Raw genomic sequence first — 14,222 nt, forward strand, 5'->3', positions numbered from 1 at the left:
AGAGGATACGCGCAGACTATTTCGCTCCGCGAAAACGCTCGGAGGCCTGGCGGACCATCTCCGCAAGAAGCTGCTCCCGCGCATGCGTCTCGCGCAACCACTTGGCGTCATTCGCGCCCAGGTCCGCCGACAGCGCCAGCATGTCGATCGCCGCCGTCGCGCCGACGTCGTGCGCATGCTCGTCGATGCGCCGCAAGGTCGACACGATGTGCTCGCGCAGCGGCACGTGCTCGCCCGTCGAAGGCTCGACATACACCGCGTCCAGCCCGAAGCGGCATGCCTGGAAGCGGTTGTAGGTGTAGACCATGTAGTCGTCTTCCACGGGCGTGAACGGCTGCTCGTGGATGAACCATGCGGCCAGCGCCTGCACGAAGCCCGAGAGCGCCGCCGCGCGCTCGATGGTGAGCGGGGTGTCGAACACGCGGATCTCGATCGTGCCGTACTCGGGCTTCGGCCGGATGTCCCAGTAGAAGTCCTTCATGCTCTTGACCACGCCCGTGCGCGTGGTCTTGCGGAACCAGTTGCGGAACTCGTCCCAGCTGAGCGTGAACGGCGCGCGCCCCGACATCGGGAACGCGAACACCGAGTTGAGCCGCGCCGAATCGAACTGCGTGTCCTGCGCCTGCACGTAGGGGGAGCTCGCCGACAACGCGATGAAGTGCGGGATGTAGCGCGACATGCGGTGCAGCATCAAGAGCGCCGCGTCCGCGTCCGGGCAGCCGATGTGCACGTGCTGGCCGAAGATGGTGAACTGCTTGGTGAGGTAGCCGTACAGCTCCGTCAGCTGGTGGAAGCGCGGGCGGTTGTAGATGCGCTGCTCGTGCCACTGCTGGAACGGGTGCGTGCCGCCGCCCACCACGGCGATGTTCAGCTTGTCCGCGCACTTGACCAGCGCGTCGCGCGTCTGCGTGAGCTGGCCGAGCACCTCGCTCGACGAGTGGCACACGCCGGTGGACACCTCGATCATGCTGGAGGTCATCTCCGGCACCACCGAGCCCGGCAGCGGGATGCGCTTCATCAGCCGCAGCATCTCGTCGGAGTAGGGTGCGAGGTCGTAGTCGTGCGTGTTGACGAGCTGCAGCTCCAGCTCGACGCCGAGCGACAGCGCGGCCGAGTGCCGGAACGGCTCCAGGTCCGGCACGGGGTCATGGATGCGCGGTTCCACGGACCTATCCACGCACTTCCCCCGCGCCTGCAAGCATCGGCGACGACGTGCCCTGCGGTTGCCACGGCTTGATGCTCTCGCCCGCGCGGTAGATCGCGAACGTGGCGATGATCGCCCCCGCGACTTCCATCAGCAGGATCGCGGGCAGGGCGATGCTGGCGATGCGTGGCCCGAGCGTGAGCGAGGACGAGACGAACTGCGACACCAGCAGCAGCGCCACCGACGACATCGGCGACTGGGCGCAGCCGATCCAGAACGCCTGCCGCCAGCTGGTGCCGCTGCCCCAGTTGGCGAACTCCACGCCGACGATCTTGGCCACCCCGCGCGCGAGCACGAGCAGCGCCACGAGCCCGGCGACGGCGACGCTCCATTCCGCGGTGGCCGCCACCACGGAAACCAGCACGAACATCAGCATCGTCAGCAGCGACATGGACGCGCCGAGCGGGCGCGTCCACGCCCACGGGCGCGGGTTGAGCTGCTTGAGCATCAGCCCGCCGATCAGCGCGGCCAGCGGCGCCGAGCCGCCGAAGTGCGCCGACAGCGCCGTGGCCGCGGCGATCAGCGCCACGAACATGATCGAGGTGTTTTCGGACGTGGGGCTCATCACGCGCAGGGCCATGCGCAGCACGAGCGCGAGCGCCGCGCCGACGACGAAGGAGATGCCCAGCACCACCGCCACCGGGTAGAGCGTTTCGAGCAGCTCGGTGCGCGGCCGGTGAAGCGTGCCCGCACGCGCGCTCACCAGCGTGAGCGCGTAGAACGAGCTCAGCGTCGACAGCACCATGGCGCGCTCGGTGACCGGCCCGGCGGCGCGCGTGTCCATCACCACGCGACTGAGCACCGCGGGTGAAGCGGCCATGGCAATCAGCGCCACCGCCTCGGCCACCTGCCCGCGCACGTCCATCCACCGCAGCACGTAGTAGACGGCCAGCGCGGACAGCAGCGACTCGGCCACGCTTTGCAGCAGCACCATCGGGTTGTGGCGGAACCAGCGCAGCGCGATGCGCCCGCCGGCTTCGAACAGCACGACCGAAACGCCCAGCTCCAGCAGGAACAGGCCCACGCCCTGCAGCGGCCACACGGCGCCCGAGAAACCCGCCAGGCCCGCGAGTGTGCCCACGACCGAATAGCCGACCACTTTCGGCAGGCCCGTCCGCCGTTGCAGCAAATGGCCCGTGGCCGCCGCAATGGCCAGCAGGAAGGACCATTGCACGGTGGGCAGTCCGGCCGAAGGCTTGAGCCACTCGGACCAGATGGCCATGATTTCGTCCATCAGCGTTTTCCTTCGCGGGGGACTCTAGCCCGCGAAGCTCAACAGCCGTGTAGGACGACAGGACTTATGGAACCAATGGAACTAATGCAACTAATGGAGCACGCGGCTGGTCCCGTCGTCCAGCACGAAGATCGGGATGTCCACTTCGAAGCGCTCGCCGTCCTCGGCCACGCAGAAATAGCTGCCCTGCATGGTGCCGTTGGGGGTGCGCAGCCGGCAGCCGCTCGTGTACTCGAACGCCTCGCCCGGCTTGAGCAGGGGCTGGTGTCCCACGACGCCGAGGCCCTTGACCTCCTCGACCTGCCCGTTCGCATGGGTGATCAGCCAGTGGCGCGAGATCAGCTGCGCGGGCACCTCACCGGTGTTGGTGATCGTGATGGTGTACGCGAAGCTCCACAACCCCTGTTCGGGCGAGGACTGCTCCGGCAGGAATTGCGGCACCACCTGAACGCCGAACTGGTACTTGGCCATGGGCCCGATGGTACATAAGAGACAATCCGCGTATGAGCGCTACGTATCGAATTGCCCCCTCGATTCTGTCCGCCGACTTCGCACGGCTGGGCGAGGAAGTGAAGAACGTCATCGCGGCGGGCGCCGACTGGATCCATTTCGACGTGATGGACAACCATTACGTGCCCAACCTCACCTTCGGCCCGATGATCTGCTCGGCGCTCAAGCCGCACTCGACGGTGCCGGTCGACGTGCACCTGATGGTGTCACCGGTCGATGCGCTGGCGCAGGCGTTCGCGGACGCGGGTGCCGACTACATCAGCTTCCACCCGGACGCGTCGACGCACGTGCACCGCAGCGTGCAGGCGATCAAGGCCAAGGGTTGCAAGGCCGGGCTGGTGTTCAACCCGGCTGCGCCACTCGACGTGCTGGACTGGATGATCGACGAGATCGACCTCATCCTCATCATGAGCGTCAACCCGGGTTTCGGCGGCCAGGGCTTCATCGATTCGGCGCTGCGCAAGATCGAGCAGGCCCGCAAGCGCATCGACGCGAGCGGGCGCGACATCCGCCTCGAGGTGGACGGCGGCATCAGGGCCGACAACATCGCGCGCGTGGCGAGCGCCGGCGCCGACACGTTTGTTGCCGGCAGCGCCATCTTCGGCAAGCCGGATTACAAATGCGTGATCGACGCCATGCGCACGCAGCTAGCCACGGCCCGATAGGCGATCGTAGGTTTTTTCGAGTTCCGATTGCTTGGTGGTGTCCTTGACACCCCGCTCGACGTCCTTGCGGCCCAGCTCGCCGATCTCGCGGCCGGTGGGCTCGTCGGCGGCCTGGCTGCCGGAGGATTCGTCGCGTTCGTGCGGCATGCGGGGCGACGGCTGCTGCGTCTCGCCCTGTACCGGCGTGGTCTCGCCGGGTCCAACTTTGCGTTCCATGTGCACTCCTTGGTTGCCTCCATCGTAGGAGCCGCGCACCCGTTTTCGTGTCGGAGGCCTCCTACGGTCCATGGCGGCGGGCGCTGACGAACTCGCCCGCTGGCGAGCTACGGTGCTTCCTGCGGAGCTTGCGTGTAATGGCAGGTCACGAAGTGAAGGAGGTCGTCATGGAGTTGCTCTCAGCCATCCCCGACTGGCTGGTGTGGTGCGCCGCCGGGTGCGCGGGTGCGGTTGCGCTCGCGTCGGTCGCGAGCATCCTCGGCACTGTGCTCGACCTCGAAGCGCGCTGACGCATGCCCCAATCCCGTTCCGAGGCCCGCAGCCGGGCCAAGCCGGGCGACGCCGCCGCCGGCAAGTTGAAACAGCTGGAGGGCTACTCCCAGGCCACCGAGAACCTGCTGACCACCAACCAGGGCGTGGTGGTCCCGGACAACCACAACTCGCTGCGCGCGGGGGCGCGCGGCCCCTCGCTGCTGGAAGACTTCATCCTGCGCGAGAAGCTGCAGCACTTCGACCATGAGCGCATCCCCGAGCGCGTGGTGTTCGCTCGCGGCGCCGCGGCGCACGGCTACTTCGAGCTGACGCGCTCGCTCGTCGAATACACCCGCGCCGAGTTCCTGCAGGAGGTGGGCAGCCGCACGCCGGTGTTCGTGCGCTTCTCCAACCTCACGGGTGCGCGCGGTTCCGCCGACACGGTGCGCGACGTGCGCGGCTTCGCGGTCAAGTTCTACACCCGCGAAGGCAACTACGACCTGGTGGGCAGCAACATGCCGGTGAGCTTCGTGCAGGACGCGATGAAGTTCCCGGACCTCGTGCATGCGCTCAAGCCCGAGCCGCACAACGGCATGCCGCAGGCGTCGAGCGCGCACGACACGTTCTGGGACTTTGCCTCGCTCGTGCCCGAGTGCACGCACATGCTCATGTGGCTGATGTCGGACCACGCGCTGCCGCGCAGCTGGCGCATGACGGCCGGCTTCGGCGTGCACACGTTCCGCCTCACCAACGCGCGCGGCGCGTCCCACTTCGTCAAGTTCCACTGGCGGCCCAAGCTGGGCCGGCATGCCTTGCTGTTCGAGGAAGCGCAGCGCATCGCGGGTCGTGACCCGGATTTCCTGCGCCGCGACCTGTGGGACGCCATCGACCGCGGCGAGTACCCGGAATGGGAGCTGGGCCTGCAACTCATCGACGAGGACAAGGCCGGGTCGCTGGGTGTGGACCTGCTGGACCCGACGAAGCTGCTCCCCGAGGAAGTGGTGCCGATCACCACGGTCGGCAAGCTCGTGCTCAACCGCAACCCGGACAACTTCTTCGCCGAGACGGAGCAGGTGGCCTTCCACCCGGGCCACATCGTGCCGGGCATCGACTTCACCAACGACCCGCTGCTGCAAGGGCGCCTGTTCTCGTACAGCGACGCGCAGTTGGGGCGGCTGGGCGGGCCCAACCACCACGAGCTGCCGATCAACCGCGGCCTGTGCCCGATGCACAACTTCCAGCGGGACGGCGCGCAGCGCAGCCTGATCGCGAAGGGGCGCGTCGCCTACGAGCCCAACACGCTGGCGACCGGCTCCGAGTTGCGGCACGACGGCGGCCAGCAGGGCTTCCAGAGCAGCGAGTCGGCCACCGGCGAGAAGACGCGGCGGCGCAGCACCAGCTTCGACGACCACTTCAGCCAGGCCACGCTGTTCTGGAACAGCCAGAGCGCGGGCGAAAAGGAACACCTCGTCGCCGCGTTGCAGTACGAGCTGTCGCGCGTCGAGACGCCGGCGATCCGCCAGCGCGTGGTGGACAACCTCGCGCACGTCGACATGCGTCTCGCGCGCAAAGTGGCCGAGCCGCTGGGCATCGGCCCGCCGGATGCGCGTGCGGCCGCGGGGCGCGCCGGCTATCGCGAAGGGAAGGGCTCCTTGTCGCAGGAGTCGTCGCCGTCGCTCAGCCTCGAGGCACAGGGCGGCAACATCCATGGCCGCAAGGTTGCGGTGGTCGTCGCGCAAGGCGTGGAGCTGGGCGCATTCAAGGTGATCCAGCAGGCGCTGCTCGATGCGGGTGCGTCGACGCGTGTCGTCGCGTCGCACCTGGGCTTCATCACGTCGTCGTCGGGCCAGCAACTGCCGGTGGACCACACGTTCGCAACGATGCCGTCGGTGATGTTCGACGCGGTGCTCGTGCCCGGCGGGCCGAGCTGCGCGCAGAACCTGCTGGCCAGCGGCGACGCGGTGCACTTCGTGCTGGAGGCGTACCGCCACTGCAAGCCTCTGTGCGTGATCGGCGAGTCGGTCGAGCTGCTGCGCGTGCGCGATGTGCTCACGCCGGAGAGCGCGGCCGCGGCCGGTGTGGTGATCGGCAAGAACGACCCCGTCACGCGCAACGAGCTGGCGCAGGCGTTCATCGCGGCGATCGGGCGGCACCGGCACTGGCTGCGGCCGGGTGTCGAGGGGATTCCCGCGTGAGCGGTATGCTCGCGCGGTGAAAAGCTTTGCCCTCGACGGCCTCGCCGCCGCCATCGTCGACCTCGACGGCACCCTGATCGACACCCTCGGCGACTTCGACGTCGCGCTCAACCGCGTGCTGCGCGAGATGGCGCTGCCCTCGATCACGCGCAAGGAGATCGAGCGGATGATCGGCAAGGGCTCGGAGCACCTGATCCGCTCCATGCTCGCGCACGTCGGCGCCGCCCCGGAGCGCTTCGAGACCGCGTGGCCGCTCTACCAGCAGTACTACCTCGCGATCAACGGGCAGCACTCGGACCTGTACCCGGGCGCGCTCGAAGGCCTGCGCGCCCTCAAGTCGCGCGGCCTGAAGCTCGCGTGCCTGACGAACAAACCCACCGCCTTCGCGCTGCCCCTGCTGCTCGACAAGGGCGTCGCCGACTTCTTCGAGGTGACCTTCGGCGGCGACGCCTTCGAGAAGAAGAAGCCCGACCCGTTGCCGCTGCTCAAGACCTGCGAGGCGCTCGGCGTCTCGCCTTCAGCCACGCTGATGATCGGTGACTCGAGCAACGACGCGCGGGCCGCGCGCGCCGCAGGGTGCAAGGTGGTGCTGGTGACCTACGGCTACAACCACGGCGAGCCGGTGCACGCCGTGGATGCCGATGGCTTCGTCGATTCGATCGCGCAGATCCAGGCCGGGGCCTAGCCGGCCTTGCCGAGCAGCGCGTCCTTCAGCTTCCAGTCCGCGGGGACGGGGCCGAGCCAGATGCGCAGCAGCGCGTTGTAGAACTCGGGCTCCTTGAAGGGCTCGCCCTGCTGCACGCCCTTCACGCTGATGACGGTGCCCGTGCCGGGGATCCAGTCGATGGTGAACGTGTCGTTGGTGTTGAGCTTCTTCACGTCCGTGAAAAGCTGGCTCATGCGCATCAGCCCGGGGATCAGCTTGGAAAACGCGGCCTTGTCCATGTTGTCTTCCACGCCACGCGTGAACAGCTTGCCCAGCTCGCCCGAGTCGATGTCGCGCAGCATCGTGATCGACATGCGCTTGGCGCCGGGCGTTGCCAGCACGGCGTCGGTCGTGTCGGCCTTCCTGGTCATGTACAGCCCGGCGGTGTAGACCTTGACGATGGCGCGGTAGCGAACTCCCGCGCCGTTGAGCTGCAGCTTCTGGCCGGCCAGGTCGATCGATTCGGCGTACTTCACGCCGGACACGGTGGTCTGGGCCCAGGCACCGGTGCCGAGCGCGAACACGAACACGGCCAGCAGCGATTTCCACGACTTCATTGCGTACTCCAGATAAAAACGAACGAGCGTTCGATTCCGGGATTGTTCGGGCGCCGTGGAGCCGGCGCAACAGGGTTTTCGCCTGTAACTGAATGTTTAGAGGGCTTGCCCAAGTGCCTTTGCTACACTGGCCGTCGATGTTCATCCACCGCACGTCCATCACAGGTTGCAGTGACCGGGGAGCCTGGCCCTGGCGCAAGCCTGTTCACGCGCGCAACTGATCGCACGGGGGCTGCCCGTGCCCCGCGCCCCGCCCGCCGGCGAGGCATGTATTGGATAGAGGCGGCGTATGCCGCCGGGCTTGTGGAGGCCTTCCCTTGATCACCGAACTCGAATTCAAGAGCCTTGCCTTGCAGGGTTACAACCGCATCCCGCTCATCGCGGAAGCCTTTGCGGACCTCGAGACCCCGCTGTCCCTTTACCTGAAGCTCGCCCACGCCAAGGGCGGCGGGCGCCTGTCGTTCCTTCTGGAGTCCGTGGTGGGCGGCGAGCGCTTCGGGCGCTACAGCTTCATCGGGCTGCCGGCGCGCACATTCCTGCGGGCCACCGGCTTCGGCGTGGACGCGAAGACCGAAGTGGTGACCGATGGCGAAGTCGTCGAGACGGCGAAAGGCAATCCGCTCGACTTCATCGCGGAATACCAGAAGCGCTTCAAGGTGGCGCTGCGCCCGGGGCTGCCGCGCTTTTGCGGCGGGCTCGCCGGCTACTTCGGCTACGACACGGTGCGCTACATCGAGAAGAAGCTGGAGAAAAGCTGCCCGGTCGATACGCTGCACTGCCCGGACATCCTGCTGCTGCAGTGCGAGGAGCTCGCCGTCATCGACAACCTGTCGGGCAAGCTCTACCTGATCGTCTACGCCGACCCCGGCAAGCCCGAGGCGTATTCCAACGGCAAGAAGCGACTGCGCGAGCTGAAGGAGCAGCTGAAGTACTCGGTGAGCGCACCCGTGGTGAAGCAGACGCAGGGCTTCCCGGCCGAGCGCGAGTTCGCCAAGGCCGACTACTTGAAGGCGGTCGAGCGCGCGAAGGAGCTCATTGCCGCGGGCGACTTCATGCAGGTGCAGGTGGGCCAGCGCATCAAGAAGCGCTACACCGAGTCGCCGCTGTCGCTGTACCGCGCGCTGCGCTCGCTCAACCCGAGCCCCTACATGTATTACTACAACCTCACCGGCGCCGACGGCACGTCGAGCGATTGCCACGTGGTGGGCGCGTCGCCGGAGATCCTGGTGCGGCAGGAGCACACGGCCGAGGGCCAGAAGGTGACGATCCGCCCGCTGGCCGGCACGCGCCCGCGTGGCGCGACGCCCGAGGTGGACAAGCTGACCGAGCAGGAGCTGATCGCCGACCCGAAGGAACGCGCCGAGCACGTGATGCTGATCGACCTGGCTCGCAACGACATCGGCCGCATCGCGAAGACGGGTTCGGTGAAGGTGACGGAGGCGTTCGTCGTGGAGCGCTACAGCCACGTGATGCACATCGTGAGCAACGTCGAAGGCATCCTGAAGGACGGCATGACGAGCATGGACGTGCTGCGCGCCACTTTTCCGGCGGGCACGCTGACCGGCGCGCCGAAGGTGCACGCGATGGAGCTGATCGACCAGCTGGAGCCGAACAAGCGCGGCATCTATGGCGGGGCTTGCGGCTACCTCTCGTACGCGGGCGACATGGACGTGGCGATCGCCATCCGCACCGGCATCATCAAGGACCAGATGCTCTACGTGCAGGCGGCAGCCGGTGTGGTCGCCGATTCGGTGCCGGAACTGGAATGGAAGGAAACCGAAGCGAAGGCGCGTGCGCTGCTGCGCGCGTCCGAGCTGGTCGAGGAGGGCCTGGAATGAAGCTCCTCATGGTCGACAACTACGACAGCTTCACCTACAACCTGGTGCAGTACTTCGGCGAGCTGGGCGCCGACGTGGAGGTGTTCCGCAACGACGAGATCGACGTCGCGGGCATCGCGGCGCGCCGGCCGGACCGGCTCGTGATCTCGCCCGGCCCGTGCTCGCCCGCGGAGGCCGGCATCTCGGTCGAAGCCATCCGCCACTTCGCCGGCAAGCTGCCGGTGCTGGGTGTGTGCCTCGGCCACCAGAGCATCGGCGCGGCGCTGGGCGGCAGGATCATCCGCGCGCAGCAGCTGATGCACGGCAAGACGAGCGTGATCACCACCACGCGCGAAGGCGTGTTCTCCGGCCTTCCGGAGAAGTTCACCGTCAACCGCTACCACTCGCTCGCGATCGAGCGCGAGAGCTGCCCCGCCGAGCTGAAGGTGACGGCGTGGACGGACGACGGCGAGATCATGGGCGTGCGCCACAAGGAGCTGCCGCTCGAAGGCGTGCAGTTCCACCCCGAGTCCATCCTCACCGAGCACGGCCACGCCATGCTGAAGAATTTCCTGGAGCAGAAGTCATGAAGCCAGTGGATCTCCGCAGCGACACCGTGACCCAACCCACGCCCGGCATGCGCGAAGCGATGGCTTCGGCACCGCTCGGCGACGACGTGTTCGGCGACGACCCGAGCGTCAACGCGCTGCAGGAGAAGATCGCCGGCATGCTCGGCTTCGAGGCGGCGCTGTTCGTTCCGACGGGCACACAGAGCAACTTGTGCGGCGTGTTGTCGCACTGCCAGCGCGGCGACGAATACATCGTGGGGCAGATGCAGCACTGCTACCGCTGGGAAGGCGGCGGTGCGGCCGTGTTCGGCAGCGTGCAGCCGCAGCCGCTGGCGCATCAGGCCGACGGCACGCTGGCGCTTGCGGACATCGAAGCGGCGATCAAGCCCGACGACCCGCACTTCGCGAAGTCGAAGCTGCTGGCGCTGGAGAACACGCTGGGCGGCAAGGTCATCCCCGACGACTACATCGAGAAGGCAACGACCCTCGCGCATTCGCGCGGCCTGGCGGCGCACCTCGATGGCGCCCGGCTGTTCAATGCGGCCGTTGCGCAGGCGCGTGCCGGCGGGAGCGATGCGCGCGCGGAGGCGAGGCGCATCGCGAAGCATTTCGACTCGGTGTCGGTGTGCTTCAGCAAGGGGCTGGGCGCGCCGGTGGGTTCCGCGCTGTGCGGGTCGCGCGACCTCATCGCGAAGGCGCGCCGTATCCGCAAGATGGCGGGCGGCGGCATGCGGCAGGCGGGTGTGCTCGCGGCAGCTGCGTCGTATGCGCTGGACCACCATGTCGATCGCCTCGCGCAAGACCACGCGAACGCGCGCAAGCTCGCCGACGGGCTCGCGGGCATCGACGGCCTGAAGGTCGAGGCGCCCGAAACCAACATCCTGTTCGTCGACCTCGTCGGCGACGCGCGCGAGAAGTCGGCCGCGCTGCTGGCGCACCTCAAGTCGCATGGCGTGCTGGCGATCGGGCTGTACCGGCTGCGGTTCGTCACGCACCTCGACGTGGATGAGCAAGGCGTCGATCGCGCGATCGGCGCGATCCGGGGTTTCTTCCGTGCCTGACGCGCAGCACCTGCTCCTCTTCGTCGCGGCCGGGTGGCTGCTGAATCTCACGCCGGGGCCGGACGTGCTGTACATCGTGACGAACTCGCTGCGCTCCGGCGTGAAGGCCGGGCTCGTTGCGGGGCTGGGCATCACGGGCGGCTGCTTCGTGCACGTCTTTGCGGCGGCGCTCGGGGTCAGCGCGCTGCTGGCGATGTCAGCCACGGCATTCACCGTGCTGAAATGGGCCGGCGCCGCTTACCTGATGTGGGTAGGGTTCGGGCTCCTGGCCTCGTCGTTCCCGCGCAGGCGGGAACCCAAGGCGTTGGAATTGGAAGCCTTGGATCCCCGCCTCCGCGGGGATGACGGCCGCGTGTCGTTGAGAGAAGTCTTCCTCGGCGGCTTCCTCACCAACGTGCTCAACCCCAAGGTCGCGATCTTCTTCCTGGCCTTCGTGCCGCAGTTCATCGCGCCCGACGCCGACAACAAGGCGCTGGCGTTCATCGCGCTCGGCACGCTGTTCAACATCAACGCCATCCCGGTGAACTCGGGGTGGGCGCTGGCGGCGGCCTGGATGGCCAGGCGCGGCGCCGTGCAGCGCGGCATGCGCTGGCTGGACCGCGCGGCCGGCCTCATGTTCGTCGGCTTCGGGCTGAAGCTGGCCTTGTCCGACAATCCTTCCAGCTAAAAGCCAGACCGAGGAGGCTCCCATGCCCATCACCCCCCAGGAAGCGCTGCAGCGCACCATCGAGCACCGCGAGATCTTCCACGACGAGATGCTCAAGATCATGCGGACGATCATGAGCGGCGAGCTGTCGCCCGTGATGACGGCGGCGCTGATCACCGGCCTGCGTGTCAAGAAGGAAACGATCGGCGAGATCACCGCCGCCGCGCAGGTGATGCGCGAATTCTCGACCAAGGTGCACGTGGCGGACAAGACGCACCTCGTCGACATCGTCGGCACGGGCGGGGACGGTTCGCACACCTTCAACATCTCGACCTGCTCGATGTTCGTTGCCGCGGCGGCGGGCGCCAAGGTGAGCAAGCATGGCGGCCGCAGCGTGTCGAGCAAGAGCGGCAGCGCGGACGTGCTGGAGTCGCTGGGCCTGAACATCAACCTGTCGCCCGAAGCGATCGCGAAGTGCATTGCCGAGGTCGGCATCGGCTTCATGTTCGCGCCCAACCACCACCCCGCGATGAAGAACGTGGCGCCGGTGCGCAAGGAGATGGGCGTGCGCACCATCTTCAACATCCTCGGGCCGCTGACCAACCCGGCGAGTGCGCCCAACATCCTGATGGGCGTGTTCCACCCGGACCTCGTGGGCATCCAGGTGCGCGCGCTGCAGCGTCTCGGGGCCGAGCACGCGGTGGTCGTCTATGGCCGCGACGGCATGGACGAAGTGAGCCTGGGCGCGGCCACGATGGTGGGCGAGCTGAAGAACGGCGAGATCACCGAGTACGAGATCCACCCCGAGGACTTCGGCCTGCCGATGTCGAGCAACCGCGCGCTCAAGGTCGAGACGCCGGAGCAGTCGCGCGAGATGATGCGTGCCGTGCTGGACAACCAGGCGGGCCCCGCGCGCGACATCGTCATCTTCAACGCGGGCGCGGCGCTGTATGCGGCCAACGTCGCGGGGAGCATCAAGGACGGCATCGAGAAGGCCCGCGCGGCGGTCGAGTCGGGTGCGGCCAAGGCCAAGCTCGAGCAGCTGGTCCGCGTTTCGAAGGCGCTGGGCAGCTGATGGCGGACATCCTCGACAAGATCGTCGCGGTCAAGCGCGAGGAAGTCGCGGCGGCGAAGGGCAGGAAATCCTTCGAGGCGATGCGCGCCGACGCGGAAAGCCGCGTCCTCACGCGCGACTTCGAAGGTGCATTGCGCGCGAAGGTCGCTGCCGGCAAGGCCGCGGTCATTGCCGAGGTGAAGAAAGCCAGCCCGAGCAAAGGTGTGCTGCGCGCGGACTTCATCCCGGCCGACATCGCGCAGAGCTACGCCGAGCACGGCGCCGCGTGCCTCTCCGTGCTGACGGACCGCCAGTTCTTCCAGGGCCAGCCCGACTACCTGAAGCAGGCCCGCGCCTCGTGCGACCTGCCGGTGCTGCGCAAGGACTTCATGGTCGACCCCTACCAGGTCTACGAGTCGCGTGCCATGGGCGCCGACTGCATCCTGCTGATCGCGGCCTGCCTGGACGACGCCCAGATGGCCGAGCTGGAGGCCATCGCGCGTTCGCTCGACATGGCGGTGCTGGTCGAGGTGCACGACCGCGACGAGCTGCAGCGCGCGCTCAAGCTCAGGACGAAGCTCGTCGGTATCAACAACCGCAACCTGCGCACCTTCGACGTGTCCCTCGACACCACGCTCGGCATGCTGCCCGATGTGCCGGCGGACCGACTGCTGGTCACCGAGTCCGGCATCCTCGGCCGCACCGACGTGCAGAAGATGCGCGCGGCCGGTGTCCACGCCTTCCTCGTCGGCGAGGCATTCATGCGCGCACCAGATCCGGGCGCTGCGCTGGCTGAGCTGTTTCAAGCCTGATGTTCGCCGACCGTCTGGAGGCGTGGGCGCCGGAGCGCTGGCCCGTAGGCGAGGGCTGGGAGGACGTCATCCACGACTTCCTGCACAGCCATGAAGGCAGGGCCCTCGCCGTGTTCATGCGGCAGAGGCTGGCGGCCGGCGCGGTGATCTACCCGCCCACGCCCTTCCACGCGTTGGAGCTCACCCCGCTGGCCAAAGTGCGCGCCGTCGTGCTTGGCCAAGACCCGTACCACGGCCCGGGCCAGGCCCACGGCCTCGCCTTCTCCGTCCAACCCGGCGTCAAAGTGCCGCCATCGCTGCGCAACATCTTCAAGGAGCTGGGCGTCACGCGCGCCAACGGCTCGCTCGTGGACTGGGCGCAGCGCGGCATCCTGCTGCTCAACGCCAGCCTCACGGTCGAGGAGGGCCAGGCCAGCAGCCACGCCCGCAAGGGCTGGGAGGCGCTTACCGACGCCCTGCTGAAGAAGGTGGCCGCAACGGCTTCGCCGTGCGTGTACCTCCTCTGGGGCGCGCACGCGCAGGCAAAGGCGGAACTGATCCGGTCCACCGCGGTCCAACACGCCCGCGAGGCTTTGATCCTTGAAGCCAACCACCCCTCTCCGCTTTCCGCGAGCCGCCCGCCGGTCCCGTTCCTGGGCTGCGGGCATTTCGTGCGGGCGCGGGAATGGCTGGCCCAGCGGGGTGTGCAGGGCGTTTTCTGACGCGCCGGCAAGGCAGGGGCCGA

Annotated in this window: 16 protein-coding genes; 11 read left to right on the forward strand and 5 right to left on the reverse strand. The window is 67.7% G+C overall.

All coding sequences use genetic code 11. The annotated features are described in order from the left end of the window. Positions 1–16 precede the first annotated feature (16 nt). From H8R02_RS06595 to apaG, 3 genes are all read right to left on the reverse strand, one after another. A complete protein-coding gene (locus H8R02_RS06595; RefSeq protein WP_187080631.1) occupies positions 17–1,132 on the reverse strand; it encodes a YbdK family carboxylate-amine ligase in 1,116 nt (371 codons plus the stop codon). 37 nt (positions 1,133–1,169) lie between these two features. Beyond that, positions 1,170–2,438, reverse strand: a complete 1,269-nt coding sequence (locus tag H8R02_RS06600) for a cation:proton antiporter (protein WP_187080512.1) — start codon at positions 2,436–2,438, stop codon at positions 1,170–1,172. A gap of 90 nt (positions 2,439–2,528) precedes the next feature. Further along, positions 2,529–2,909, reverse strand: a complete 381-nt coding sequence (apaG, locus tag H8R02_RS06605; protein ID WP_187080513.1) for a Co2+/Mg2+ efflux facilitator ApaG/CorD — start codon at positions 2,907–2,909, stop codon at positions 2,529–2,531. A 32-nt stretch (positions 2,910–2,941) separates the two neighbouring features. Here apaG and rpe point away from each other — a divergent pair, with 32 nt between their 5' ends. Next, positions 2,942–3,613: a ribulose-phosphate 3-epimerase gene (gene rpe / locus H8R02_RS06610; protein WP_187080514.1), complete on the forward strand. Its 672-nt coding sequence runs from the start codon at positions 2,942–2,944 to the stop codon at positions 3,611–3,613. On the opposite strand, the gene H8R02_RS06615 is transcribed toward rpe, so the two are convergent. Continuing rightward, the gene (locus H8R02_RS06615) at positions 3,596–3,829 is read right to left on the reverse strand and encodes a hypothetical protein (protein WP_187080515.1); all 234 of its coding nucleotides are present in this window, start codon (positions 3,827–3,829) and stop codon (positions 3,596–3,598) included. The two genes, rpe and H8R02_RS06615, sit on opposite strands and share 18 nt — an antisense overlap. 167 nt (positions 3,830–3,996) lie before the next feature. Here H8R02_RS06615 and H8R02_RS30315 point away from each other — a divergent pair, with 167 nt between their 5' ends. From H8R02_RS30315 to H8R02_RS06625, 3 genes are read left to right on the forward strand one after another with little or no spacing between them, the layout of a single operon-like run. Further along, positions 3,997–4,119, forward strand: coding sequence for a hypothetical protein (locus tag H8R02_RS30315; RefSeq protein WP_255429159.1), 123 nt, complete (start codon positions 3,997–3,999; stop codon positions 4,117–4,119). 3 nt (positions 4,120–4,122) lie between these two features. Then, a complete protein-coding gene (locus H8R02_RS06620) occupies positions 4,123–6,276 on the forward strand; it encodes a catalase (RefSeq protein ID WP_187080516.1) in 2,154 nt (717 codons plus the stop codon). A 16-nt stretch (positions 6,277–6,292) separates the two neighbouring features. Further along, positions 6,293–6,961 (forward strand): phosphoglycolate phosphatase, encoded by a 669-nt coding sequence (locus H8R02_RS06625; RefSeq protein ID WP_187080517.1) that lies wholly within the window; start codon positions 6,293–6,295, stop codon positions 6,959–6,961. Here the strand turns inward: H8R02_RS06625 and H8R02_RS06630 are convergent. Continuing rightward, on the reverse strand, positions 6,958–7,539 hold the full coding sequence (locus tag H8R02_RS06630) for a chalcone isomerase family protein (RefSeq protein WP_187080518.1): 582 nt from the start codon (positions 7,537–7,539) through the stop codon (positions 6,958–6,960). The genes H8R02_RS06625 and H8R02_RS06630 overlap by 4 nt on opposite strands. A gap of 317 nt (positions 7,540–7,856) precedes the next feature. Between H8R02_RS06630 and trpE the strand changes: the two genes are divergently transcribed. The 7 genes from trpE to H8R02_RS06665 are packed head-to-tail and all read left to right on the forward strand — an operon-like array spanning position 7,857 to position 14,199. Further along, on the forward strand, positions 7,857–9,377 hold the full coding sequence (trpE, locus tag H8R02_RS06635) for an anthranilate synthase component I (RefSeq protein ID WP_187080519.1): 1,521 nt from the start codon (positions 7,857–7,859) through the stop codon (positions 9,375–9,377). Continuing rightward, a complete protein-coding gene (locus tag H8R02_RS06640) occupies positions 9,374–9,946 on the forward strand; it encodes an anthranilate synthase component II (RefSeq protein WP_187080520.1) in 573 nt (190 codons plus the stop codon). Before trpE ends, H8R02_RS06640 begins: the two co-directional genes overlap by 4 nt. Then, positions 9,943–10,986 (forward strand): low-specificity L-threonine aldolase, encoded by a 1,044-nt coding sequence (gene ltaE / locus H8R02_RS06645; protein WP_187080521.1) that lies wholly within the window; start codon positions 9,943–9,945, stop codon positions 10,984–10,986. The genes H8R02_RS06640 and ltaE overlap by 4 nt, the downstream gene beginning before the upstream one ends. Continuing rightward, positions 10,979–11,653 (forward strand): LysE family translocator, encoded by a 675-nt coding sequence (locus H8R02_RS06650; RefSeq protein ID WP_187080522.1) that lies wholly within the window; start codon positions 10,979–10,981, stop codon positions 11,651–11,653. Before ltaE ends, H8R02_RS06650 begins: the two co-directional genes overlap by 8 nt. Positions 11,654–11,675: 22 nt before the next feature. Then, a complete protein-coding gene (trpD, locus tag H8R02_RS06655; protein ID WP_187080523.1) occupies positions 11,676–12,707 on the forward strand; it encodes an anthranilate phosphoribosyltransferase in 1,032 nt (343 codons plus the stop codon). Beyond that, entirely contained in the window at positions 12,707–13,498 is a 792-nt protein-coding gene (gene trpC / locus H8R02_RS06660; RefSeq protein ID WP_187080524.1) for an indole-3-glycerol phosphate synthase TrpC, read from the forward strand. Before trpD ends, trpC begins: the two co-directional genes overlap by 1 nt. After that, complete coding sequence (locus H8R02_RS06665; protein WP_187080525.1) at positions 13,498–14,199, forward strand: uracil-DNA glycosylase; 702 nt, start codon at positions 13,498–13,500, stop codon at positions 14,197–14,199. The genes trpC and H8R02_RS06665 overlap by 1 nt, the downstream gene beginning before the upstream one ends. Positions 14,200–14,222: the final 23 nt, after the last annotated feature.

It is taken from the genome of Ramlibacter albus, assembly GCF_014297445.1.
Classification (GTDB): Bacteria; Pseudomonadota; Gammaproteobacteria; order Burkholderiales; family Burkholderiaceae_C; genus Ramlibacter; species Ramlibacter albus.

Coding starts and splice junctions, on each gene's coding strand:
- rpe (WP_187080514.1), top strand. CDS start 2,942: ATGAGCGCTACGTATCGAATTGCCCCCTCGATTCTGTCCGCCGACTTC.
- H8R02_RS30315 (WP_255429159.1), top strand. CDS start 3,997: ATGGAGTTGCTCTCAGCCATCCCCGACTGGCTGGTGTGGTGCGCCGCC.
- H8R02_RS06630 (WP_187080518.1), bottom strand. CDS start 7,539: ATGAAGTCGTGGAAATCGCTGCTGGCCGTGTTCGTGTTCGCGCTCGGC.
- H8R02_RS06620 (WP_187080516.1), top strand. CDS start 4,123: ATGCCCCAATCCCGTTCCGAGGCCCGCAGCCGGGCCAAGCCGGGCGAC.
- apaG (WP_187080513.1), bottom strand. CDS start 2,909: ATGGCCAAGTACCAGTTCGGCGTTCAGGTGGTGCCGCAATTCCTGCCG.
- ltaE (WP_187080521.1), top strand. CDS start 9,943: ATGAAGCCAGTGGATCTCCGCAGCGACACCGTGACCCAACCCACGCCC.
- H8R02_RS06615 (WP_187080515.1), bottom strand. CDS start 3,829: ATGGAACGCAAAGTTGGACCCGGCGAGACCACGCCGGTACAGGGCGAG.
- trpC (WP_187080524.1), top strand. CDS start 12,707: ATGGCGGACATCCTCGACAAGATCGTCGCGGTCAAGCGCGAGGAAGTC.
- H8R02_RS06600 (WP_187080512.1), bottom strand. CDS start 2,438: ATGGACGAAATCATGGCCATCTGGTCCGAGTGGCTCAAGCCTTCGGCC.
- H8R02_RS06665 (WP_187080525.1), top strand. CDS start 13,498: ATGTTCGCCGACCGTCTGGAGGCGTGGGCGCCGGAGCGCTGGCCCGTA.
- H8R02_RS06640 (WP_187080520.1), top strand. CDS start 9,374: ATGAAGCTCCTCATGGTCGACAACTACGACAGCTTCACCTACAACCTG.
- trpD (WP_187080523.1), top strand. CDS start 11,676: ATGCCCATCACCCCCCAGGAAGCGCTGCAGCGCACCATCGAGCACCGC.